Raw genomic sequence first — 23,471 nt, forward strand, 5'->3', positions numbered from 1 at the left:
CGGCCGATGGGGCCGGCGAAGGACTTGCCGCGGCGGCCGGCGGGCTCGGGGTCTGCGCCAGACCCGCGGGCAGCCCGAGCGACAAGGCCGCTGCCGGGATCAGCGCGGCCAAAGCGAGACGACGAAACCTGATCATTCTATTCTCCCCAGACCTCGCGTGCCAAGACCTTGCTTTCCAAGGCCTTGCGCACCAAGGCCAAAATCCGCCCTTGCGCCGGGCTGCGCGTCCCGTTTCGCGCGAACCGCGCCGTTCTAACACGCGGCCGCCGAATTCGTCCCATGACAGATGCGTCATGGGAAGGCCCCGGCTGCCTGCCAGCAAGTCACTGGTCAAGCCGCCAAGGATCGCCATATAAGGCAGGCGAAATTCGGGATTTTTCATGAGCGCGCTGGCCAACCACGCATTCGCCAAGATGAATGGCATCGGCAACGAGATCGTCGTCGTCGACATGCGCGATTCCGCGGCCCCGGTCACGCCGGACGACGCGCGCGCGGTGGCGTCCGCGGCCGGCGGCGTGCCGTACGACCAGCTCATGGTGCTTCAGAAGCCGCGGCTCGCGGGCACCGAGGCCTTCATCCGCATCTACAACAATGACGGCTCCGAGGCCGGCGCCTGCGGCAACGGCATGCGCTGCGTGGTGCGCCGCATCTTCGAGACCACCGGACAGACCACGGCGACGTTCGAGACCGGCGCCGGGCTGCTCAATTGCTGGCAGGGCCCGGCTTCCGATCTCTACACGGTCGACATGGGCGTGCCGAAGTTCGGCTGGCAGGATATTCCGCTGGCCGAGGAGTTTCGCGACACCCGCTACATCGAATTGCAGATCGGCCCGATCGACGATCCGATCCTGCATTCGCCCTCGGCGGTGAGCATGGGCAATCCGCACGCGATCTTCTGGGTCGACGATGTCGGCGCCTATGATCTCGGGCGCTTTGGTCCGCTGCTCGAGAACCATCCGATCTTCCCCGAGCGCGCCAACATCACGCTCGCCCATATCGTCGATCGCGACCACATCACGATCCGCACCTGGGAGCGTGGCGCCGGACTGACGAAGGCGTGCGGTTCGGCGGCCTGCGCGACCGCGGTCGCCGCGGCGCGGCTGAAGCGCGCCAACCGCAATGTCGAGGTCACGCTGCCGGGCGGCAAGCTCGGCATCGAATGGCGCGAGCGTGACGACCACGTCCTGATGACGGGTCCGGCGGCGTTCGAATACGAAGGCACCTTCGATCCGGCGCTGTTTGCGCCGACGGGGCGATGAGCGTCGAGGTCGTCACCTTCGGCTGCCGCCTCAATGCGTTCGAGGCCGAGGTGATCCGCCGCGAGGCGGAAGGCGCGGGACTGTCGGACACCATCGTCATCAACAGCTGTGCCGTCACCAACGAGGCGGTGGCGCAGGCGCGCCAGTCGATTCGCAGGCTGAAGCGCGAGCGGCCGGCCGCGCGCATCGTCGTCACCGGCTGCGCCGCGCAGACGCAAGCCGCGATGTTCGCGGGCATGGCCGAGGTCGATCGCGTCGTCGGCAATGACGACAAGATGCGGGCCTCGGCGTGGCGCGGCGCGCGCGATGCCTTCGATACCGGCACCAGCGAAAAGATCGCCGTCAGCGACATCATGGCGGTGAAGGACATGGCGCCGCATCTGATCGACGGCTTCGCGAGCGGCCTGCCGCGCGTGTTCGTGCAGGTGCAGAACGGCTGCGACCATCGCTGTACCTTCTGCATCATCCCGTTTGGCCGGGGCAATTCGCGTTCGGTGCCGATGGGTGCGGTGGTCGATCAGGTGCGGGCGCTTGCCGAGCGCGGCCATGCCGAGATCGTGCTGACCGGCGTCGATCTCACCAGCTACGGCGCCGACCTGCCGGGAACGCCCAAACTCGGCATGCTGACCAAACAGATCCTGCGGCATGTGCCGGAGCTGAAACGGCTGCGCATCTCCTCGATCGATTCGATCGAGGCGGATCACGATCTGCTGGACGCCATCGCCGACGATCCGCGGTTGATGCCGCATCTGCATCTGTCGCTGCAATCCGGCGACGACATGATCCTGAAGCGCATGAAGCGGCGGCACTCGCGCGCCGACGCCATCGCGTTCTGCGATCAGGTGCGCCGGCTGCGGCCGGACATCGCCTTCGGCGCCGACATCATTGCGGGCTTCCCGACCGAGACCGCGGAGATGTTCTCGCGCTCGCTCGATCTCGTGGCGGAATGCGGTCTCACCTTCCTGCACGTCTTCCCCTATTCCCCACGCCCCGGCACGCCGGCCGCGCGCATGCCCCAGGTCGCCGGCGCCGACATCAAGGAGCGTGCGAAGCGGCTGCGGGCAGCGGGAGAAGCGGCACTGCGGCGGAGGCTGCAGGCCGAGATCGGCGCGACGCGCGACGTGCTGATCGAGAGCGAGGGGCAGGGGCGGACCGAACATTATCTCCCGGTCGCGATCGCGGGCCGGCAGGTCGGCAGCGTCGTCCCGCTGAGGATCGCGGGCAGCGACGGCGAGCGGCTCAGCGCGTAATCCGTACCCTTCCCTTCTCCCCTCGTGGGAGAAGGTGGTGCGAAGCGCCGGACGAGGGGTTGCTTCGGCCGACTCGATGCAACGAGGCTCACGCGCGGAGAGAGACCCCTCACCCGTCTCGCTGCTGCGCGGCGATCCACCCTCTCCCGCAAGGGGAGAAGGAAGCTGCGCGGCGCTTATGTGCGCGAGCTCTCGCTTTACGACGCCCGCACCTGCCAGAACCGCAGCGTCCGCCGCGCGTTTTCCGGCGTCATGCGCGCATAATGGCCTTGGGCTCTCGCGAGGTCGGCCGGCTTCATCGCGCCGCTGGCGAAGCGGCTTTCGAGCACGGCGGCGGTTGTTTCCCAGCTCAGCTGTGCCGCCTTGCACGGGACGAGGAGGCCATCCTCGCGCAGGCTTTGCATCAGCGGACGAATCACCTCGATGGTCGATCCGGACAATGCCGCCAGTGCGGCCACCGCTTCCTCATAGCGCCGCTGCGTGGCGAAGCCGAGCAGGGTTGCCTCGCGGAGCTGACCGTTCGCCTTGAGATTGGCGATGGCGCGCTTCGCGCCTTCGAAGTCGCGGACACCCGACATCTCGCGCTCGACGCCCACGGTGACGGCCGCGATGGCGCCCTGGATCTCCTCGAACAGATGCGGCGGAGCGCGCGACAGCAGCCGGGTGCGGACCGCGTCGGTCGCCGAGCGCAGCAATTGGCGGCGCAGATCCGACGGCAGGTCGACGCGGACGCCGACGCTGATGGCGAGCTCCGGATCGGATTCGGCCTGACCGACGATGACCGCAAATCCGTCTCCGGAAACGCGCGCGCCCGGATTGGCGGTGAGCCGGCGGCTGACGCTGGGATAGCGGCGCGCGAGCAGGGCGTCGGTCACGATCTCCTTCAGCCACCAGCGCCCGGCGACCGCGAGCAGATGCGGCTCGCTTTTGGACGATGCGATCTTGACCAGTTCGCCGTCGTCGAGGCGCGCGGATTCCTGCAGCACGGGACCGGCGATGCGGATCTCGTCATTGTTGGCGAGGCGGCGGATGACCGACGGCGGCGCCTGCGCGATCGGCGCGAGCTGCGTGCTGATCTCGGCCAGTGCGACGCGCGCGCCCATGTCAGCGATGGCACGCAGCTCGATGGTGCCGATGAGGCGCTCGAGCACGTCGTCGAACAGCGCGATCTGCTCGTCGTTGAAATTACCGGCGGAGGAGAGGAACAGGTCGGTGACGCGCCGGGCCGTTTCGAGGCCCTTTTCCGGCGAGCCTGCCCGAATTGCGGATTCGACCTCGTCGATGATCGATTGCCCGGCCTTCAACATGACGCGCGCTCGTCCTGAGCAGATTGACGGAAGCTTGTTCTAAGCAACCGCTATCATTAGAGACGAGCCCTGAACGTTTCGTAAACCATCGGGCCGCGAGCGCGATGAGATCAGGCGCGTCGCTACCCGGAGACGGGTGAATTCCCTCCCCCGCCAGCGGGAGTGGTGAACGACTACGGTGCCTACTCCCCGTTCCAGCCGCAGGCCCGCAGCCGTTCGTGCATGTGGGGCGGGGCCGGCGCCACCACCCGGACCGGCTCCTTATTTCGGGAGATCGGCACCACGATCTCGCGGGAATGCAGATGCAGGCGGGGCTCGCCGAAGCGCGGACCGTTGCCGTAGATGTTGTCGCCGAAGATCGGCCAGCCGGTCGCGGCCGAATGCACGCGTAATTGATGGGTCCGGCCAGTCACCGGTTCCATGGCAAGCCAGGCCAGGCCGTCGCCCCGGCCCATCACCTTCCAGTTGGTGACGGCCTTCTGACCCTCGGGATCGGGCTTCTGCCACCAGCCGCGCTCGGCATTGAGCCGGCCGAGCGGCATGTCGATGGTGCCTTCGTCCTCGGCGGGGCCGCCCTCGACCACGGTCCAGTAGGTCTTGCCGATCTTGCCGTGCTTGAACAGCAGGCCGAGCGAAGCGGTCGCCTTGCGATGGCGGCCGAGCAAGAGACAGCCGGAGGTGTCCTTGTCCAGGCGGTGGGCGAGCACCGGCGGACGCGGCAGACCGAACCGGAGCGCGTCGAAGGAGGCTTCCAGATTGGCGCCGCCCTTGGGACCCCGATGCACCGGCAGGCCGGCCGGCTTGTCGATGACCAGCATCAAGCCGTCGCGATGGAGCACGCGCGCCAGAATTTCGTCGGCGGTCAATTCGGGAACATCGAGCAACTGCAAGACTTTCGTTTAGGGGCGGGAACGGCTAACACACCCCCGCTATGAACGATACCACGTCAGATCCCCCCAAGCTGAGCTGGTGGCGCCGCCTGTCCAACGGGCTGAAGCGCACCTCGTCTTCGCTCGGGACCGCGGTCGCCGACCTCGTCACCAAGCGCAAGCTCGACCGCGCCATGCTCGACGACATCGAGGATGTGCTGCTGCGCGCCGACCTCGGCACCCAGGTTGCGGTGCGGATCGCGGACGCGGTCGGCACCGGGCGCTACGATAAGGCGATCTCGGCGGACGAGGTCAAGGACGTCGTCGCGACCGAGGTCGAGAAGGTGCTGGCGCCGGTGGCGAAGCCGCTGGTGATCGATGCCGGCAAGAAGCCGTTCGTCATCCTCGTCGTCGGGGTCAACGGGTCCGGCAAGACCACCACCATCGGCAAGCTCTCGCAGACATTCGCGTCCGAAGGCCGCAAGGTGATGCTGGCCGCCGGCGACACCTTCCGCGCGGCGGCGATCGAGCAGCTCAAGGTCTGGGGCGAGCGCACCAAGACCCCCGTCATCGCCGGCGCGCAGGGTTCGGATTCGGCCAGCCTTGCCTTCAATGCGCTGACGGCGGCGAAGGAGCAGGCCATCGACGTGCTCCTGATCGACACCGCCGGGCGCCTGCAGAACAAGGCCGAGCTCATGAACGAGCTCGAAAAGGTCGTGCGCGTCATTCGCAAGGTGGACGACACTGCGCCGCATGCGGTGCTGCTTGTCTTGGATGCCACCGTCGGCCAGAACGCATTGTCGCAGGTCGAGGCCTTCCATCGCACCGCCGGGGTCACCGGCCTCGTGATGACGAAGCTCGACGGCACCGCGCGCGGCGGCATCCTGGTGGCGCTCGCGGAGAAATTCAAACTGCCGGTGCACTTCATCGGCGTCGGCGAAGGCGTCGACGATCTCGCGCCGTTCACCGCGCGCGATTTCGCCCGCGCGATCGCCGGAATCGAGTCTTAGGTTTTCTCTCGTCATGCCCCGCGCAGGCGGGGCATCCAGTACGCCGCGTCGCTGGCTCCTAATGGCAGCCGTCTCGGAATACTGGATTTCCCGCTGTCGCGGAGATGGCAGCAAAAGAAGGTACGGAATGGACAAGACCCAGCCGCATCCGTTGTTCAAGCTGGCGACCGAGCTCGGTCCGCTGCTCGTCTTCTTCTTCGTGAACGCGAAGTTCAACCTGTTCGCCGCGACCGGCGCCTTCATGGTCGCGATCGTTGCGGCGATGGTCGCCTCCTACGTGGTGACGCGCCACATCCCGATCATGGCGATCGTGACCGGCGTGATCGTGCTGGTGTTCGGCACGCTGACGCTGGTGCTGCACGACGAGACCTTCATCAAGGTCAAGCCGACCATCATCTACGGCCTGTTCGCGGCGATCCTCGGCGGCGGCCTGTTGTTCGGCCGCTCCTTCATCGCCGTCATGTTCGACCAGATGTTCAACCTGACGCCGCAGGGCTGGCGTATCCTGACGCTGCGCTGGGCGCTGTTCTTCGCCGGCATGGCGGTGCTGAACGAGATCGTCTGGCGTACCCAGAGCACGGATTTCTGGGTGAACTTCAAGGTGTTCGGTGTGACCCCGCTGACCATGATCTTCGCCATCGCCCAGATGCCGCTGACCAAGCGCTACCACCTCGAGCCGGCGTCGCTGGAGGCGAGCGAGGCCGAGGCTGGGGATGTGAGCAAGGGGTAGGGCTCTCCTGGCTCGCTATTGCGAGCTGAGATGTCCGCCTTGCATGCGACGGTCATCGCCCGGCTTGACCGGGCGATCCAATACCCGACGGGCAGGGGTGAAATACGGAGAAGCCGCGACGTACTGCATGCCCGCCTTCGCGGGGCAAGACTGCAGTGTGCAGCCGGATCTTCGGCAAGAAAGCCGCGATCAGCTCCCCGCCTTCAACGCCTTCTCCATCTCCGGCAGCAGCACGCCGCGCAGATTGTCGGGCGTGATCGGGCCGACCAGCTTGTAGACGATGGTGCCTTCGCGGCCGACGATGAACGTCTCCGGCACGCCATAGACGCCCCATTCGATCGAGGCGCGGCCGTTGGCATCGGTGCCGACGCGGGCGAACGGGTTGCCGTAGCGGCCGAGGAAGCGCCGCGCATTGTCAGGCGCGTCCTTGTAATTGATGCCGACGATCTGGAAGCGCTTGTCCCTCGCGAACTCCGTCAGCAGCGGTGCTTCGTCGTGGCACGGCACGCACCAGGACGCCCAGACGTTGACGAGGCTGACCTTGCCCTTGAACGCCGCGGGATCGAGCCCGGGCACCTGCGCATTGTCGGCCTGTAATCCGTCGAGCGGCGGCAGATTGGTCTGCGGTACCGGCCGGCCGATCAGCGCCGAGGGAATCCGCGAGGGATCGCCGCTGCCGAGCCGGAACCAGAACAGCACGGCCAGCGCGATGAAGGCGAGCAGCGGCAGCACCATCAGGAAGGTGCGGCGCGGCGGCGCCGCGGAGGTGGTTTGATCGCTCATGATCGATGTCTCATGATCGATGTCATGGCCGATCCGTCGCGCTGCGTCCGGAGCGGCGGGTGATGCCGCTGCGGTCGAGCTCGCGCAGGCGCTCCGTCTGGTTGCGGTGGTCGATGACGATCCATCCGATCAGGAGCACGACCACGAGAGCGGCCGCGGCGTAGGAGGTCACGATGAAGGACGCGTAGGGGCCGAGCGACAGCATGGTCATGCGGCTCCGGCTTCTTTCGACGCGCTTCCGCCGCGCGATCCGGCGTCGGCGTCGCTCGAAAACGCGATGCGGCTCGCCTGCATCATCTGCAGGGAGCGGACACGGCGGCGCAGGATCTCGTTGCGCATGGCCGCGATATGCAGCGTGACGAACAGCAGCGTGAACGCGACCGCCATCACCAGGAGCGGAATCAGGAACGACTTGTCGAGCGTCGAGCCGCCCATGCGCATCACCGAGGCCGGCTGGTGCAGCGTGTTCCACCAGTCGACCGAGAACTTGATGATGGGAAGGTTGATCGCGCCGACCAGCGTCAGCACGGCCGCTGCACGCGCCGCGCGCGAGGGATCGTCGACCGCGCGCCACAGCGCCATCAGGCCGAGATACATCAGGAACAGGATCAGCACCGAGGTCAGCCGCGCGTCCCATTCCCAATAGGTGCCCCACATCGGCCGGCCCCACAGCGATCCCGTGAGCAGCGCGAGGAAGGTGAAGGCGGCGCCGATCGGCGCGGCGGCCTTCGCGGCGACGTCGGCGAGCGGATGCCGCCACACCAGCGTGCCGAGCGAGGCGATGCTCATCACGCCCCAGACGAACATCGACAGCCAGGCGTTAGGCACATGGATGAACATGATCTTCACGGTCGCGCCCTGCTGATAATCGTCGGGCGCGTAGGCGGACTGGTAGAGGCCGACCGCGAGCAGGATGACGGTCGCGGCCGCAAGCCATGGCAGGACCCGCGCTGTCAGCGCGAGGAACCGCGTGGGGTTGGCGAGGTCGATCAGCGTCATGGCATCCTGATAATCACCGGCGGGCGCCCAGGCAATCAACACGAAAGCCGGTCGCGAAAGTTGATCGGGGTCAAGTCAGTCGAGTCCGTGCCGCAGGCTCGCCGCGGCGGCGAAGGGGCCGACCACCAGGCTGACCAGCGACAGCGCGCAGAGGATCGAAAACGGTGCGCCGAACGACGACGGCCCGGCGATCGCGGCCTGCGAGGCCGCAACCCCGAAGATCAGCACCGGGATCGACAGCGGCAGCACCAGCACGGCCATCAACAGTCCGCCGCGGTGCAGCGTCACCGCGAGCGCGGCGCCGATCATGCCGGTGAAGGTCAGGGCCGGCGTGCCCGCCAGCAGCGTCAGCGCGACCGCACCGGTCGCGACCATGTCGAGGTTCAGCAGCAGGCCCAGCACCGGGGTTGCGACAATCAGCGGCAGGCCGGCCGCCAGCCAGTGCGCCAGAGCCTTGGCGGCACAGGCGAGTTCCAGCGGCGTCCGGCTCATCGTGATCAGGTCGAGCGAGCCGTCCTCATGGTCGGCCATGAACAGCCGGTCGAGCGTCAGCAGGCTCGCGAGCAGCGCGCCGAGCCAGAGGATCGCCGGTCCCAGCCGCGACAGCAGCGCCAGATCCGGTCCCACCGCGAACGGCATCAGCACCACCACGGTCAGGAAGAACAGCACGCCGATCAGCGCCCCGCCGCCGACGCGCAGCGCGATCCTGATGTCCCGGCGGATGAGGGCGGACAGGGCGGTCATGGGGCGCTCCCAACGCGCCCCAAAGGCGGTGCGCTCCCGCTCCCGCTTGCGGGGGAGGGTTGGGGAGAGGGTGTCTCGACAACGAAGGCTCTCCCAGCGGAGAGAACCCTCACCCGGCGCGGTGCGTCGGCCTCTCCCGCAGACAGGAGAGGCGAGGGGGCCCGCGGCGACGGGGGCGCCCCCCGTGCAAGAGCGGACTTGTGCCGCTCGAAAAGCTGAGGGTGGTGTCGCCTCATGACGTGCCCCCGATCCGGAGCTCCCGGGATTCGATCCCGAGCGGCGCGTGGGTGGCGGCGACGATCAGGCCGCCGCGCGCCAGATGATCGCGCATCAGACCGGCGAACATGTCCTGGCCGGCCACGTCCAGCGCCGTGGTTGGCTCGTCCAGCAGCCAGACCGGCCGACGGACCGTCAATAGCCGGGCCAGCGAGAGCCGGCGGCGCTGGCCCGCCGACAGGAACGAGGCCGGCAGGCCGGCGGCGTGGTCGAGGCCGACCTTGCTGAGGCTCGCGGCGGCGTCCAGCCGCTCGCCGCCGAGAAAATCGGCCCAGAACGACAGGTTTTCCGCCACGCTCAGCGCCGGCTTCAGGGCGTCGCGATGGCCGAGATAATGGCACTGCTCGGGAAGGGTCAGCTCGCGATCGCCCCCTTCGAGCGCGATCGTGCCGCCGGCCGGAACGAGCAGGCCCGCGATCAGCCGCAACAGCGACGTCTTGCCCGATCCGTTGCGGCCGACGACCGCCACCACCTCGCCGGGCGCGGCGTCGAAATCGAGCCCGGCGAAGACCTCGCGGCCGCCGCGCACACATCGGATCCCATGCCCGGAGAGCTGCATCTCGCCTCTTGTCACCGCGCTCAAGCCAGGCCTCAGGAAATCTTGGGGTAGCGCATCAGAATTTTTGGCTCATGGGTTGCTGGGGCGCGATTGTGCTTGTGGCGGTGCGGTTAGAAAGCTTCTATAAGCCCGGAACTACTTGATGCAGCAACTCAACCTGCCCCTGCAAGCGACCCAGCCGGATTCGCTGACGGTGTTAAAATACCCCCTGCCGGGTATAACTAACAATTGGGATTTCCTACATGACCTCGCTCGACAGCTTCAAATGCAAAAAGACCCTCAAGGTCGGCGCCAAGACCTATGTGTATTACAGCCTGCCCACGGCGGAGAAGAACGGTCTTAAGGGAATCTCGAGACTTCCCTACTCGATGAAGGTCCTGCTGGAGAATCTCCTGCGCAACGAGGACGGCCGCTCGGTCAAGAAGGAAGACATCGTCGCGGTCTCCAAATGGCTGCGCAAGAAGTCGCTGGAGCATGAGATCGCGTTCCGTCCCGCGCGCGTGCTGATGCAGGACTTCACCGGCGTGCCGGCGGTGGTCGATCTCGCCGCGATGCGCAACGCGATGCAGAAGCTCGGCGGGGATGCCGAGAAGATCAATCCGCTGGTGCCCGTCGACCTCGTCATCGACCACTCCGTGATCGTGAACTTCTTCGGCGACAACAAGGCCTTCGCCAAGAACGTCACCGAGGAATACAAGCAGAACCAGGAGCGCTACGAGTTCCTGAAGTGGGGCCAGAAGGCGTTCTCGAACTTCTCCGTCGTGCCGCCCGGCACCGGCATCTGCCACCAGGTCAATCTCGAATATCTCTCCCAGACGGTCTGGACCAAGAAGGAGAAGATGACGGTCGGCAAGAAGACCGGCACCTTCGAGGTCGCCTATCCCGACTCGCTCGTCGGCACCGACTCCCACACCACCATGGTCAACGGTCTCGCCGTGCTCGGCTGGGGCGTCGGCGGCATCGAGGCCGAAGCCTGCATGCTCGGCCAGCCGCTGTCGATGCTGCTGCCCAACGTGGTCGGCTTCAAGCTCAAGGGTGCGATGAAGGAAGGCGTCACAGCGACCGACCTCGTGCTCACCGTGACGCAGATGCTGCGCAAGCTCGGCGTCGTCGGCAAGTTCGTCGAGTTCTTCGGGCCCGGCCTCGACCATCTCTCGGTCGCCGACAAGGCGACGATCGCCAACATGGCTCCGGAATACGGCGCGACCTGCGGCTTCTTCCCGGTCGACGCCGCCGCGATCGATTACCTCAAGACCTCCGGCCGTGCCCCGGCGCGCGTCGCGCTGGTGCAGGCCTATGCGAAGGCGCAGGGGCTGTTCCGCACCGCCAAGTCGGCCGATCCGGTTTTCACGGAAACGCTGACGCTCGACCTCGCGGACGTCGTTCCCTCGATGGCCGGCCCGAAGCGCCCGGAAGGCCGCATCGCACTGCCGCAGGTTTCCGAGGGCTTCTCGCTCGCGCTCACCAGCGAGTACAAGAAGGCCGAAGAGCCGGAGAAGCGCTTCGCCGTCGAAGGCAAGAAGTTCGACCTCGGCCATGGCGACGTCGTGATCGCCGCCATCACCTCCTGCACCAACACCTCGAACCCGAGCGTGCTGATCGGCGCCGGCCTGCTGGCGCGCAATGCCGCGGCGAAGGGCCTCAAGGCCAAGCCGTGGGTGAAGACCTCGCTCGCCCCGGGCAGCCAGGTCGTCGCGGGATATCTGTCGGATTCCGGCCTGCAGGCTGATCTCGACAAGGTCGGCTTCAACCTGGTCGGCTTCGGCTGCACCACCTGCATCGGCAATTCCGGCCCGCTGCCGGAAGAGATCTCGAAGTCGATCAACGACAACGGCATCGTCGCCGCCGCGGTGCTCTCGGGCAACCGCAACTTCGAAGGCCGCGTCTCGCCGGACGTGCAGGCGAACTATCTCGCCTCGCCGCCGCTGGTCGTTGCCCACGCGCTCGCGGGCAGCGTGACCAAGAACCTGGCGGTCGAGCCGCTCGGCGAAGGCAAGGACGGCAAGCCGGTCTACCTCAAGGACATCTGGCCGACGACCAAGGAGATCAACGCCTTCATGAAGAAGTTCGTGACCGCGTCGATCTTCAAGAAGAAGTATGCCGACGTGTTCAAGGGCGACACCAACTGGCGCAAGATCAAGACCACCGAGAGCGAGACCTATCGCTGGAACATGAGCTCGACCTACGTGCAGAACCCGCCCTACTTCGACGGCATGAAGAAGGAGCCGGAGCCGGTCACGGATATCGTCGAGGCGCGCATCCTCGCCATGTTCGGCGACAAGATCACCACCGACCACATCTCGCCGGCCGGTTCGATCAAGCTCACCTCGCCCGCGGGCAAGTATCTCAGCGAGCACCAGGTGCGTCCCGCCGACTTCAACCAGTACGGCACGCGCCGCGGCAACCATGAAGTGATGATGCGCGGCACCTTCGCCAACATCCGCATCAAGAACTTCATGCTGAAGGGCGCCGACGGCAACATTCCGGAAGGCGGTCTCACCAAGCACTGGCCTGACGGCGAGCAGATGTCGATCTACGACGCCGCGATGAAGTACCAGCAGGAGCAGGTGCCGCTGGTCGTGTTCGCCGGCGCCGAATACGGCAACGGCTCCTCGCGCGACTGGGCGGCGAAGGGTACGCGCCTGCTCGGCGTCCGCGCCGTGATCTGCCAGAGCTTCGAGCGCATCCACCGTTCGAACCTGGTCGGCATGGGCGTGCTGCCGCTGACCTTCGAGGAGGGCACCTCCTGGTCCTCGCTCGGCCTCAAGGGCGACGAGAAGGTCACGCTGCGCGGCCTGGTCGGCGACCTCAAGCCGCGCCAGAAGCTCACCGCCGAGATCGTCTCCGGCGACGGTTCGCTGCAGCGCGTTTCGCTGCTCTGCCGCATCGATACGCTGGACGAGCTCGACTACTACCGCAACGGCGGCATCCTGCACTACGTGCTGCGCAAGCTCGCGGCATAAGCGCGGATTTGTGAACGGTGGCTCACTGCGAAGTGAGTAGAAGGTTAAACGAAGGCGGCCTATCAAATGGCCGCCTTCGCGCGTTTGCGGCATGCTTCAGATGGGCCCGCCCGGCGGAAACTCCGCCCTGGACGGTTGAAAATGCCGCGCCCCGTAAGACTACGGTGACCATCAGGCGATAAGATCTCCCCCCAACGAATGACGATGTGTGACGTTCGACATGACTGGAATGATGGCTTCTAATCTGGTTTCGCGCTGGTCCGGTGCATTTTGGTCGGGAGCGCTCAGCATCTGCGCCATCGTCGCCATCATCCGTCCAGCGCATGCCGATCCCCGCGCCGTTGTCGAATTGTTTACGTCTCAGGGCTGCTCGTCCTGCCCCCCCGCCGACAAGGTCATCGGCGAACTCTCCAACGACCCCTCGATCATCGCGCTGAGCATGCCGATCGACTATTGGGATTATCTCGGCTGGAAGGACACGCTGGCGGATTCGCGCTTCTCGGCGCGGCAGCGCGCCTATTCGCGGATGCGTGGCGACCGCGAGGTCTATACGCCGCAGGCCGTGGTCAACGGCTCCGTCCATGTCATCGGCAGCGACCGCGCCGGCATCGAGAATGCGATCGGCAAGACGGTCAAGGACGATTCGGTGATGAGCGTCCCGGTGAAGATGTCGCTTGCCGGCAAGCAGATCAACGTCTCGGTCGCGGCAAGCAAGGAGCCCGCGGTCTCGCATGGCGAGGTCTGGATCTGCTCGATCGCCAAGTCGGTGCCGATCGCGATCAGCCGCGGCGAAAACCGTGGACAGCAGATCACCTATCACAACGTGGTGCGCAGCCTTCTCAAGGTCGGCGACTGGAACGGGCATCCGGAAAGCTGGACCGTCCCGCTCGAGAATCTCACGCGCGACGGCGTCGACGGTGCGGTGGTCTACGTCCAGGACGGCAGCCGCGAAAAGCCCGGCCCGATGCTGGGCGCGGCGTACACCTCGCTGCACTGAAGCCGCGCGGCTTAGAAAACCTTCCTGACGAGCGATCACGTCAGCTCCTCATGGTGAGGAGACGCGTCAGCGTCGTCTCGAACCATGCAGGCCCGCATCATCCAGCGCGGCCTCGATCCTTCGAGACGCGCGCAAGAGCGCGCTCCTCAGGATGAGGCGAGAGAGTGCAGATGCTGATCAGGAAGAATTTCGTCGCGACCGAAACAGGCCGACACAAACAAAAAAGGACCAACTCACGTTGGCCCTCCTTGTGGCGCGTACAGACCCGATCCTGCCGACCCCGGGGGGCTGGGGGCTGAGGAATCCGGAACCGAAAGGACCGGGTCAACGCACACAAGTCTTTTCGCAATGCAGGGCGGCAGGCGCTGGGCGGAAAAGAGGCGAGACTATGATTCCTGCTAACGATCCCGTGACGGTTCGCAACCGAGGAGTTCCACCATTGCGTGTGTTCCAATTCGGACGCGCTCGGATGGATCGGGTGAGGAGCCCCCTTGCGGCGGCCCGCCGTTGGCGCAATCATGCAACTGTCATGATCCGAGGTCCGGGACGGTTTCGCGGACGCGATCATGCCGTGCGACAGGAGGCCGCTCCATGAGTTTGACGTCGGAGGATGCCGATCCGAGCGAGCCGCGCGCAGTGGCGCGTCCCGCCGCTGCGAATTCTCAGCCCAGCCGGGTCACGTTCAACCGGCTCGAACTGCACCGCATCCTCAATCTCTACGGCCGCATGGTCGCCGACGGTGAGTGGCGCGACTACGCGATCGACTTCCTCAGGGATCGCGCGGTCTTTTCGGTCTATCGCCGCGCCTCCGAAGTGCCGATCTACCGCATCGAGAAGGATCCGCGGCTCGCGCGCAAGCAGGGCATGTACAGCGTGATCTCCGCGACCGGCCTGATTCTGCGTCGCGGCCACGAGCTCGATCGCGTGCTGCTGGTGATCGATCGGAAGCTGGCGGTGGTCTAGCCGCCTGACCGGTGCCGCAGGGTGGGCGGGTGCGCAAAGCGCGGCGCCCGTCATCGCTCTTCAGCCATCAGGCATAGCGGGCGCGCCGTCGCGCCCTGCGCTTCGGCGGGCAGGTCGCTCTGCCGCGCCCTGCGAGATCTATTTCGCGGGCACGCTTGTCCCGCCCTGACCGAGGTCGCGCTGCATCATCACGGTGTCCAGCCAGCGGCCGAACTTCAGGCCGACATTGGGATGCGTCCCGATCATCTTGAAGCCGCCTTTGGTGTGAACGCCGATCGAGCCGGCGTTCGCGGAATCGCCGATGACGGCGATCATCTGGCGGAAGCCGCGCGCCTCGCATTCGGCGACCAGCCGCTCCAGCAGGATGAGCCCGATGCCGCGGCGGTGGAACGACGGATCGAGGTAGATCGAGTTCTCGACCGTGAAGCGGTAGGCCGGCCGCGGCCTGTAGGCACCGGCATAGGCGTAGCCGGCCACGCGGCCGTCGAGGATGGCGACGACATAGGGATAGCCGCCGTCGATCAGCGCGCGATAACGCCGCGTCATCTCGGCGAGGTCGGGCGGTTCCAGCTCGAACGTTGCGGTGCCCTCGCGGACGGCCTGCTGGTAAATGGCGGCGATGGCGGGAAGGTCGGCCTCGGTTGTGGGCCTGATCTCGGGTGCGGACATGGGCGCGAGATTAGAGCCTTCCCGCGGCCGCTGGAAGGGTCAACGCCGCCTCTCGCCGTTACTGCGAGCGATGACGGGGGGAAGCACGCCGCGCAAACAAAAACCCCGGCCTCTCGGCCGGGGTTCGTGTCCGTTCTCTCGGTATCGCTTAGTCGCGCTGGCCGAGGAGCTGCAGCAGCAGCGTGAACAGGTTGATGAAGTTCAGGTACAGCGACAGCGCACCGGAGATCGCCGCGCGCTCCGCGATGTCACCGCCGGCCGACGCGTAGCCGTAGATGTAGTCGTTCTTCAGCCGCTGCGTATCCCAGGCGGTGAGGCCCGCGAACACCAGCACACCGACCACCGACACGATGAACTGCAGCGCCGAGCTGGCGAGGAACAGGTTCACCAGGCTGGCGATGATGATGCCGATCAGGCCCATGAACAGGAACGAGCCCATCCCGCTCATGTCACGCTTGGTGGTGTAGCCGTAGAGGCTGAGCGCACCGAAGGTGGCCGCGGTGATGAAGAACACCCGCACGATCGAGGTGTGCGTGAACACCAGGAAGATCGACGAGAGCGAGATGCCCATCAGCGCCGAGAACACCCAGAACAGGATCTGCGCGGTCGACGGAGCGAGACGGTTGATGCCTGCCGAGATCACGAACACCATCGCGAGCGGCGCCAGCATGAACAGCCATTTCAGCGGGCTCACGAACATCGCGTAGCCGAACGGCGTCAGGAACAGCTTGCCGACGCGGACGGCGTCCGGGGTCGGAACGTCCGTCACGGCGGCCATGTAGACGCCGAGCGCGGCCAGGCCGGTGATGGCGAGGCCGATGCTCATGTAGTTGTAGATGCGCAGCATGTATGCGCGCAGACCGGCGTCGACCGTCGCGGCGTCAGCACGCCCGGCGGCCCTGCCGAAAGGAGAAGCGTAGTTACGGTCTAGGTCCGACATGGTCGAATTCCCGTTGGTTGCCCGGTCCGGCACGAGGGTCTCCGTGCCGCCAGTTCCTTAAATTCTATCTCGGATACCGACGCTTGCCGACATTAATTTTGGCTAACATTCGGGGCTCCGAACCCGTTTGATATGTGGGAAACTAACACATCTGCTGCAACGGTCCACGCGCGGCTGAATGTCGCCCTCGCGGTGCAATCCTGACGAGAACATCCGGTTCGGCCCGGGAAACGCCGGATTCGGGTCCGCCCGGGCTATCCGCTACATTTTGTCACAAATTCCGCAGCACAGAAGCGGGCTTCTTGTTCAGCGCGAGCAGCGTGCCGGCGAGCCCGAGCCCGACGGTGACGACCAGCGCCGCGGCGACGACGCCGGCCGCGCTGCCGGCCTGCCAGACGAAGCTCAGCGTCATCAGTCGCGTCACGATCATCCAGGCCGCGACGCTGCCCGCGAACACGCCGAACACCGCTGTGGCGAGCCCGATCAGAAGGTACTCCAGCGCGTACGCGCCGAGCAGTCGCAGCCGGGTTGCGCCTAGCGTCTTCAGGATCACTGCGTCGTAGACGCGGTGGCGATGGCCGGCGGCCAATGCGCCGCCGAGCACCAGGATGGCCGAGATCAAGGTCACCGCGCTGGCGCCGCGGATCGCGAGCGTGAGGTTGGTCACGACCGAGCCGACCGTCTCCATCACCTCGCGCACGCGCACGCTCGTCACCATCGGATAGGCGTCGGCGACCTCCTTGATGATCTTGCCGTCGCTCGCGGCATCGCCGCCCGCTTCCGTCAGGGTCGCGATGTGGGTGTGTGGCGCGCCCTTGAAGGCGTTCGGCGAGAACACCAGGACGAAATTGATGCCGAGACCCTGCCAGTCGATGGTGCGCAGATTGCTGATCCTGGCGGGGAGGTCGCGGCCGAGCACGTTGACCACGACCTCGTCGCCGAGCTTGAGGCCGAGCCCGTCGGCGATCTTCTTCTCCATCGAGACCAGTGGCGGGCCGGAATAGTCGGGGGCCCACCATTCGCCCTCGACCACCTTGGAGCCCTTCGGCAATTCGCCGGTATAGGTCAGGCCGCGATCGCTCTGCAGCACCCATTCGGAATCGGTCGTGGGCTTGAGGTCCTCGGCGCGGACGCCGCGCGCCGCGACGATCCGGCCGCGCAGCATCGGCACGTCCTCGACCTTCGCGCCCGGCACGATCTGGCGGAGATAGCCGTCGAACTGGGCGGCCTGCGTGCTCGGAATGTCGATGAAGTAGAACGACGGCGCGCGATCGGGTAGCGCCGCCAGGAATTGCCGGCGCAGATTGCCGTCGATCTGGGTGATGGTGACGAGCACGGCGAGACCGAGACCCAGCGACAGCACGACGGAGGGCGTCAGTGCGCCCGGGCGGTGGATGTTGGCGATCGCCAGCCGCAGCATCGGCAATTGCGTGCGCGGCAGGCGCCGCGCGATCGCCATCAGCAGCGCGGCGATGCCGCGCAGCAGCGCGAACACGACGACCGAGGAGAGCACGAACACGGCGGCAATGCGCTTGTCGAAGGACAGGCCGATCACGACTGCGATCAGCAGGGCGATCACGAGCGCCATGAAGGCGAGATAGCCCCAGCGCGGCCGGTGCCATTCCGAGCTGGTGGTGTCGCGGAACAGCGCCGCGACCGGCACGTCGTGGACGCGTCCGAGCGGCCACAGGCCGAACGCAAGCGCGGTCAGGAGACCGTAGACGAAGGACAGCGCGAGCTCGTCGACATGCACGGCGGGCACCACAGGGAGCGGCAGCAGCTTCCCGAACAGGCCGACGATGGCGAAAGGCATGGCCGCGCCGAGCGCGAGCCCGATGATCGATCCGACTCCGGCGAGCAGGATGACCTGCGCGAGATAGATGCCGAACACGTCGCGGCCGGTGGCGCCGACCGCCTTGAAGGCCGCGATCACCTCGAGCCTGCGGTCGATATGGCTCTTCACGGCATTGGCGACCCCGACGCCGCCGACCAGCAGGGCGGCGAGGCCGACCAGCGTGAGGAACTGTGTGAAGCGGCTGATGTTGCGCTCGAGTTGCGGCGAGGCGTTCGAGCGGCTGCGGATTTCCCAGCCGGCCTGCGGCGCCGCGTTGCGCGCGTCGTCGATGAAGGTCTCGGTGGCGCGGTCGCTGTTGGCGGTGTCGGGCAGTTTCACCCGGTAGACCCAGCGCACCAGGCTGCCCGGCTGGATCAGCCCGGTGGCGCGCAGGCCGGCCTCGCTGATCAGGAAACGCGGTCCGAAACCGAGGCCGCCGGCGAGCTTGTCGGGCTCGGACTCGACGGTGCTGCGGATCTGGAAGGTCGCGGTGCCGATGGTGACGCGGTCCCCGGTGTTCAGGCCGAGCCGCGCCAGCAGCGTCGGGTCGGCGGCGGCGCCGAACGCGCCGTCGCGCTGCGCCAGCAGATCGGCCATCGGCAGTGGCGGAAACAGCGTCAGCGAGCCGAGCATCGGGTAGGTGTCGTCGACTGCCTTCATCTCGACCAGCGCGAGCTTGCCCTCGGCCGAGCGCGCCATGCCGCGCAATGTCGCTGCGACCGAGACTGTGCCGCGCGAGCGCAGGAAGGCGACCTCCTCGGGCTTCGCCTCGCGCTGGAACAGCACGAAGGAGACATCGCCGCCGAGCAGCGTGCGGCCCTGGCCGGCAAGGCCGTCGCTGAGGCTCGCCGAAACCGAGCCGACGCCGGCGATCGCCATGACGCCGAGCGCGATGCAGGTGATGAAGACATAGAAGCCGCGCAGGCCGCCGCGCAATTCGCGCAAGGCGTAGCGCAGCGACAACGCGACGCCGTTGGGCCTCGCGAACGGTTCGGCCGCGGCGCTCATGCGGGTGCGGACTGCGTGTCGACGCGGCCCGAGCGCAGGCGGATCACGCGATCGCAGCGATGCGCGAGCGAGGAATCGTGCGTCACCAGCACCAGCGTCATGCCGCGCTCGGCATGCTTGCCGAACAGCAGGTCGACGATCTGCTTGCCGGTCGTCTCGTCGAGATTGCCGGTCGGCTCGTCGGCAACGAGGATGGCGGGATCGGGCGCCAGCGCGCGGGCGAGCGCGACGCGCTGCTGCTCGCCGCCGGAGAGCTGTGTGGGATAATGATGCAGGCGATCGCCGAGCCCGACCGATCGCAGCTCCTCGGCCGCGCGCTTGGCGGCATCCGGATTGCCGGCGAGCTCGAGCGGCACGGCGACGTTCTCCAGCGCCGTCATGGTCGGGATCAGATGGAAGGACTGAAAGACGATGCCGACCTGGCGGCCGCGGAAGCGGGCGAGCGCGTCCTCGTCGAGGGCATTGAAAGGCGTGCCGTTCACCACCACCTCTCCGCTATCAGGACGTTCCAACCCCGCCATCACCATCAGCAGCGTGGATTTGCCCGAGCCTGACGGGCCGATCAGGCCGATCGTCTCGCCCGAGGCGACGCGCAGGCTGATGTCCTTGAGGATGTGAACGCGTGCCGCGCCCGTACCCAATGAGAGATTGACGTTGGAGATGGCGATGGTGTCCGCCGAGGTCGCGGCGAGCGAAGAGGATTCGATGCGAGTGTCCATGGTCCGGTCATATGGCAACTCCGATAGCCCGGTCGAGAGGCGTTACGGATTGTTCATGCACATAGCCGTGTTGATGCTCGCTTTGATGACGGTCGTGAATCCGGCCGCCGCCCAGGCGCCGGCTCAGCCCGAGGCCAGGCCGATCAAGCTCGTCGTTCTCGGCGATTCCCTGAGCGCGGGCCTCGGCCTTGCGGGCCAGGATGCATTTCCGGCGAAGCTGCAAAAAGCCTTGCAGGCCAAAGGCATAGCGGTCGACATGACCAATGCCGGGGTGTCCGGGGACACCGCCTCCGGCGGCCGCGACCGGCTCGACTGGTCGGTGCCGGATGGAACCGAGGGCGTCATCGTCGAGCTCGGCGCCAACGACGCGCTGCGCGGCATCGACCCCGACATCACGCGGGCCGCGCTGACCGAGATCGTCCAGCGCCTGAAGGCGCGCAAGATCGCGGTGATGCTCTGCGGCATGCTGGCGCCGCCGAACTACGGCGCTGATTACGCCGCTCGCTTCAATTCGATTTATCCGGATCTGGCGAAGACGTTCGACGTGCCGCTCTATCCGTTCTTCCTCGACGGTGTCGCCGCCGACGCCAAGCTAAACCAGGCCGACGGCATTCATCCGACCGCGCCCGGCGTCGACATCATCGTCGGCAGGGTCATGCCCACGGTGGAGGCATTCCTTGGCACGATAAGCGGGCAACGGCGTTGAAAACCAGGCAGCGCCGGCCGTAATTCCCAGGGTTTTGCCGGAGCGGCGCGCGCAATGCTTCGCAGAGTCACACAACTGCGATAGGAATCAGGTTACCGGTGATTCGTCGCCGGCTCTAATTTGGATGCGGTCCTGTTCGGGATCGTGCCCAAGCATCGGGAGTGCTCAACGATGCCGCGTTTGTTCACTGGTCTGGAAATTCCGGCCGAGATCGGCCAGTCGCTTTCCAACTTGCGGGGCGGCCTTCCCGGCGCCCGGTGGATCGATCCCGAAAATTATCACGTCACTCTGCGCTTCATCGGCGACATCGACGGCCTCTACGCCAACGAGATCGCCTCGATGCTGTTTCGCGTCGACCGCAAGCCGTTCGAGGTGAAGGTGCAGGGGCTCACGAGCTTCGGCGGCCGCAAGCCGCGCGCGGTGGTCGCGACCATCGCGCCGAGCAAGCCGCTGATGGAGTTGCAGGCCGAGCTCGAACGCATGATGCAGCGGATCGGTCTCGATCCCGAAGGCCGCAAGTTCATCCCGCATGTGACGCTGGCGCGGCTGCACGATGCCTCCGATCGCGACGTCGCCGACTATCTCTCGCTGCGCGGCTACTTCCCGAGCAAGGCGTTCATCGCCGACCGCTTCGTGCTGTTCTCCTCGCGCGCCTCCACCGGCGGCGGTCCGTATGTCGTCGAGGACGCCTACGAACTGTGTGAATAGGTTTCTTCACCTCTCCCCGCTTGCGGGGAGAGATCGGATCGCATCGGAGATGCGATCCCGGTGAAGGGGAACGGGTCTCGCGACGATCTCCTGTGCGGATACAAGCCCCTCACCCCGGCCCTCTCCCCGTAAAACGGAGCGAGGGGAAGGAAACCCGCATAGCGCCCCGCACCAATTGACCGCTTGCAATTTGCGCCCGTCTCTGGCGGTAAAGGGTCATGCTCTCGACCCCGAACTCCTCTTTCAGCGAGGCGTACCAGGCCCAGATCGCCTCCGGCGCGATCGAGCGCGATGCCGCGCAAGCCGAAGTCGCCGAGGCCTATGGCGCGCTCGACCTGCGGCTTGCGAACTACAAGCCGCAGCGCAAGCAGGGTCTGTTCAGCCGCCTGTTCAGCGGCGGCGACAAGGACGAGGCGCCGCACGGGCTCTACGTCCATGGCGAGGTCGGCCGCGGCAAGACCATGCTGATGGACCTGTTCTTCCAGCACAGTTCCGTCGAGCACAAGCGGCGCGCGCATTTCCACGAATTCATGGCCGAGGCGCATGAGCGCATCTACGACTATCGCCAGGGCATCTCGCGCGGCGAGATCGCCGACGGCGACGTCATCGCGCTGACCGCGCAGGCGATCTTCGAGGAGAGCTGGTTGCTCTGCTTCGACGAATTCCACGTCACCGACATCGCGGACGCGATGATCCTCGGCCGCTTGTTCGCCAAACTGTTCGAGCTCGGCACCGTTGTGGTCGCGACCTCCAACGTCGCGCCCGACGATCTCTACAAGGGTGGCCTCAACCGCGCGCTGTTCCTGCCCTTCATCAAGCAGATCACCGACCACATGGACGTGCTGCGGCTCGACGCGCGCACGGACTTCCGTCTGGAGAAGCTGCAGGGCGTGCCGATGTGGCTGACGCCGGCGGACGGCGATGCGGACGCGGCGCTCGACCGTGCCTGGTCGAAGATGACCGGCGGCGCCAAGTGCAAGCCGCGCGATATCCTGATCAAGGGCCGGACCCTGCAGGTGCCGTGCTCGGCCCACGGCGTGGCGCGGTTCGGGTTCGCCGATCTCTGCGAGAAGCCGCTCGGCGCATCCGACTACCTCAGGCTCGCGCACGATTATCACACCATCCTGGTCGACCATATTCCAGTGATGGATTTCTCCCAGCGCAACGCCGCCAAGCGCTTCATCACGCTGATCGACGCGCTCTATGACAATGCCGTGAAGCTGATGGCTTCGGCCGACGCCAACCCGATCTCGCTCTACCTCGGCAACGAGGGCAACGAGGCGAACGAGTTCAAGCGGACCGCCTCGCGCCTGATCGAGATGAGTTCGGAATCCTACCTGGCGCTGCCTCACGGGCGGAAGGATTCCACCGCCAGCGGCTCCACCAAGGGCCTGGTCGAGACTTAAGTCCTATTTCACCATCTTCTCGGGTGCCATTCCGGGCTCGCGACTTTCGTCGCGCCCCGGAATGACAGGGTTGCGCTTGTATACGCGGCGAGCCCGACAATTGGGCATCCACCGACTTGAACGGGGGAGGCGAAAGGGATAACCACCCTGTCAGTTTTCCCCTCCTTACGTGTCTAAAGGACAGGTTCACATGGCGCGCGACAAGATTGCTTTGATTGGCTCCGGTCAGATCGGCGGAACGTTGGCTCATCTCATCGGCCTGAAAGAGCTGGGCGACGTGGTGATGTTCGACATCGCCGAGGGCGTGCCGCAGGGCAAGGCGCTCGACATCGCGCAGTCCTCGCCGGTCGACGGCTTCGACGCGAACTATTCCGGCGCCAACTCCTACGAAGCGCTCGACAACGCCAAGGTCTGCATCGTCACCGCCGGCGTGCCGCGCAAGCCCGGCATGAGCCGCGACGACCTCCTCTCCATCAACCTCAAGGTCATGGAGCAGGTCGGTGCCGGCATCAAGAAGTACGCCCCCGACGCGTTCGTCATCTGCATCACCAACCCGCTCGACGCGATGGTCTGGGCCCTGCAGAAGGCCTCGGGCCTGCCGCACAAGAAGGTCGTCGGCATGGCCGGCGTGCTGGATTCGGCGCGCTTCCGCTACTTCCTGGCCGACGAATTCAACGTCTCGGTCGAAGACGTCACCGCCTTCGTGCTCGGCGGCCATGGCGACACCATGGTGCCGCTGGTGAAGTACTCGACCGTCGCCGGCATCCCGCTG

General features: G+C 66.3%; 22 protein-coding genes. 11 read left to right on the forward strand and 11 right to left on the reverse strand.

Annotated features, from left to right (window positions below):
• Window positions 1-380 precede the first annotated feature (380 nt).
• Both dapF and mtaB read left to right on the forward strand, forming a co-directional pair.
• Window positions 381-1,259, forward strand: a complete 879-nt coding sequence (gene dapF, locus QM712_RS33220; protein ID WP_415027380.1) for a diaminopimelate epimerase — start codon at window positions 381-383, stop codon at window positions 1,257-1,259.
• Window positions 1,256-2,509: a tRNA (N(6)-L-threonylcarbamoyladenosine(37)-C(2))-methylthiotransferase MtaB gene (gene mtaB / locus QM712_RS33225; protein WP_415027381.1), complete on the forward strand. Its 1,254-nt coding sequence runs from the start codon at window positions 1,256-1,258 to the stop codon at window positions 2,507-2,509. The genes dapF and mtaB overlap by 4 nt, the downstream gene beginning before the upstream one ends.
• Before the next feature lie 197 nt (window positions 2,510-2,706).
• Here the strand turns inward: mtaB and QM712_RS33230 are convergent, their stop codons facing one another.
• Window positions 2,707-3,816 (reverse strand): DUF2336 domain-containing protein, encoded by a 1,110-nt coding sequence (locus QM712_RS33230; protein ID WP_415027382.1) that lies wholly within the window; start codon window positions 3,814-3,816, stop codon window positions 2,707-2,709.
• Window positions 3,817-3,998: 182 nt separating this feature from the next.
• A complete protein-coding gene (locus tag QM712_RS33235) occupies window positions 3,999-4,700 on the reverse strand; it encodes an RluA family pseudouridine synthase (RefSeq protein WP_415027399.1) in 702 nt (233 codons plus the stop codon).
• A gap of 47 nt (window positions 4,701-4,747) precedes the next feature.
• On the opposite strand from QM712_RS33235, the gene ftsY reads away from it, so the two are divergent.
• Together ftsY and QM712_RS33245 are read left to right on the forward strand one after the other, a co-directional pair.
• Entirely contained in the window at window positions 4,748-5,695 is a 948-nt protein-coding gene (gene ftsY / locus QM712_RS33240) for a signal recognition particle-docking protein FtsY (RefSeq protein ID WP_415027383.1), read from the forward strand.
• A 127-nt stretch (window positions 5,696-5,822) separates the two neighbouring features.
• The gene (locus QM712_RS33245; RefSeq protein ID WP_415027384.1) at window positions 5,823-6,425 is read left to right on the forward strand and encodes a septation protein A; all 603 of its coding nucleotides are present in this window, start codon (window positions 5,823-5,825) and stop codon (window positions 6,423-6,425) included.
• Window positions 6,426-6,614: 189 nt separating this feature from the next.
• Here QM712_RS33245 and QM712_RS33250 read toward each other — a convergent pair whose 3' ends face one another.
• The 5 genes from QM712_RS33250 to ccmA form a co-directional block, all read right to left on the reverse strand.
• Window positions 6,615-7,208, reverse strand: coding sequence for a DsbE family thiol:disulfide interchange protein (locus QM712_RS33250; protein ID WP_415027385.1), 594 nt, complete (start codon window positions 7,206-7,208; stop codon window positions 6,615-6,617).
• 22 nt (window positions 7,209-7,230) lie between these two features.
• Window positions 7,231-7,419: a heme exporter protein CcmD gene (ccmD, locus tag QM712_RS33255; protein ID WP_415027386.1), complete on the reverse strand. Its 189-nt coding sequence runs from the start codon at window positions 7,417-7,419 to the stop codon at window positions 7,231-7,233.
• Window positions 7,416-8,207: a heme ABC transporter permease gene (locus QM712_RS33260; protein WP_415027400.1), complete on the reverse strand. Its 792-nt coding sequence runs from the start codon at window positions 8,205-8,207 to the stop codon at window positions 7,416-7,418. The genes ccmD and QM712_RS33260 overlap by 4 nt, the downstream gene beginning before the upstream one ends.
• A gap of 75 nt (window positions 8,208-8,282) precedes the next feature.
• Entirely contained in the window at window positions 8,283-8,951 is a 669-nt protein-coding gene (ccmB, locus tag QM712_RS33265) for a heme exporter protein CcmB (RefSeq protein WP_415027387.1), read from the reverse strand.
• 232 nt (window positions 8,952-9,183) lie between these two features.
• The gene (gene ccmA, locus QM712_RS33270; RefSeq protein ID WP_415027388.1) at window positions 9,184-9,786 is read right to left on the reverse strand and encodes a heme ABC exporter ATP-binding protein CcmA; all 603 of its coding nucleotides are present in this window, start codon (window positions 9,784-9,786) and stop codon (window positions 9,184-9,186) included.
• A 242-nt stretch (window positions 9,787-10,028) separates the two neighbouring features.
• Between ccmA and acnA the strand changes: the two genes are divergently transcribed.
• The 3 genes from acnA (at window position 10,029) to QM712_RS33285 (ending at window position 14,709) form a co-directional block, all read left to right on the forward strand.
• On the forward strand, window positions 10,029-12,749 hold the full coding sequence (gene acnA / locus QM712_RS33275) for an aconitate hydratase AcnA (RefSeq protein ID WP_415027389.1): 2,721 nt from the start codon (window positions 10,029-10,031) through the stop codon (window positions 12,747-12,749).
• 220 nt (window positions 12,750-12,969) lie between these two features.
• A complete protein-coding gene (locus QM712_RS33280) occupies window positions 12,970-13,746 on the forward strand; it encodes a DUF1223 domain-containing protein (protein ID WP_415027390.1) in 777 nt (258 codons plus the stop codon).
• A 591-nt stretch (window positions 13,747-14,337) separates the two neighbouring features.
• The gene (locus QM712_RS33285; RefSeq protein WP_415027391.1) at window positions 14,338-14,709 is read left to right on the forward strand and encodes a DUF2794 domain-containing protein; all 372 of its coding nucleotides are present in this window, start codon (window positions 14,338-14,340) and stop codon (window positions 14,707-14,709) included.
• Between the two features lie 138 nt (window positions 14,710-14,847).
• Here the strand turns inward: QM712_RS33285 and QM712_RS33290 are convergent, their stop codons facing one another.
• The 4 genes from QM712_RS33290 to QM712_RS33305 all read right to left on the reverse strand — a co-directional run bounded on the left by QM712_RS33290 (window position 14,848) and on the right by QM712_RS33305 (window position 19,879).
• Window positions 14,848-15,378, reverse strand: coding sequence for a GNAT family N-acetyltransferase (locus tag QM712_RS33290; protein ID WP_415027392.1), 531 nt, complete (start codon window positions 15,376-15,378; stop codon window positions 14,848-14,850).
• A 148-nt stretch (window positions 15,379-15,526) separates the two neighbouring features.
• Window positions 15,527-16,318: a Bax inhibitor-1/YccA family protein gene (locus QM712_RS33295; RefSeq protein ID WP_415027393.1), complete on the reverse strand. Its 792-nt coding sequence runs from the start codon at window positions 16,316-16,318 to the stop codon at window positions 15,527-15,529.
• Between the two features lie 271 nt (window positions 16,319-16,589).
• On the reverse strand, window positions 16,590-19,160 hold the full coding sequence (locus tag QM712_RS33300; RefSeq protein ID WP_415027394.1) for an ABC transporter permease: 2,571 nt from the start codon (window positions 19,158-19,160) through the stop codon (window positions 16,590-16,592).
• The gene (locus QM712_RS33305; RefSeq protein WP_415027395.1) at window positions 19,157-19,879 is read right to left on the reverse strand and encodes an ABC transporter ATP-binding protein; all 723 of its coding nucleotides are present in this window, start codon (window positions 19,877-19,879) and stop codon (window positions 19,157-19,159) included. The genes QM712_RS33300 and QM712_RS33305 overlap by 4 nt, the downstream gene beginning before the upstream one ends.
• Window positions 19,880-19,934: 55 nt before the next feature.
• Between QM712_RS33305 and QM712_RS33310 the strand changes: the two genes are divergently transcribed.
• The 4 genes from QM712_RS33310 to QM712_RS33325 all read left to right on the forward strand — a co-directional run.
• A complete protein-coding gene (locus QM712_RS33310) occupies window positions 19,935-20,585 on the forward strand; it encodes an arylesterase (RefSeq protein WP_415027401.1) in 651 nt (216 codons plus the stop codon).
• Window positions 20,586-20,756: 171 nt separating this feature from the next.
• Window positions 20,757-21,293, forward strand: coding sequence for an RNA 2',3'-cyclic phosphodiesterase (gene thpR / locus QM712_RS33315; RefSeq protein WP_415027396.1), 537 nt, complete (start codon window positions 20,757-20,759; stop codon window positions 21,291-21,293).
• Window positions 21,294-21,511: 218 nt separating this feature from the next.
• Entirely contained in the window at window positions 21,512-22,699 is a 1,188-nt protein-coding gene (gene zapE / locus QM712_RS33320) for a cell division protein ZapE (RefSeq protein ID WP_415027397.1), read from the forward strand.
• A gap of 190 nt (window positions 22,700-22,889) precedes the next feature.
• Window positions 22,890-23,471 (forward strand): malate dehydrogenase (locus QM712_RS33325; protein WP_415027398.1); only part of this gene is annotated, 582 nt, incomplete at its 3' end.

The sequence above is a fragment of the Bradyrhizobium sp. genome, from assembly GCF_047605465.1.
Classification (GTDB): Bacteria; Pseudomonadota; Alphaproteobacteria; order Rhizobiales; family Xanthobacteraceae; genus Bradyrhizobium.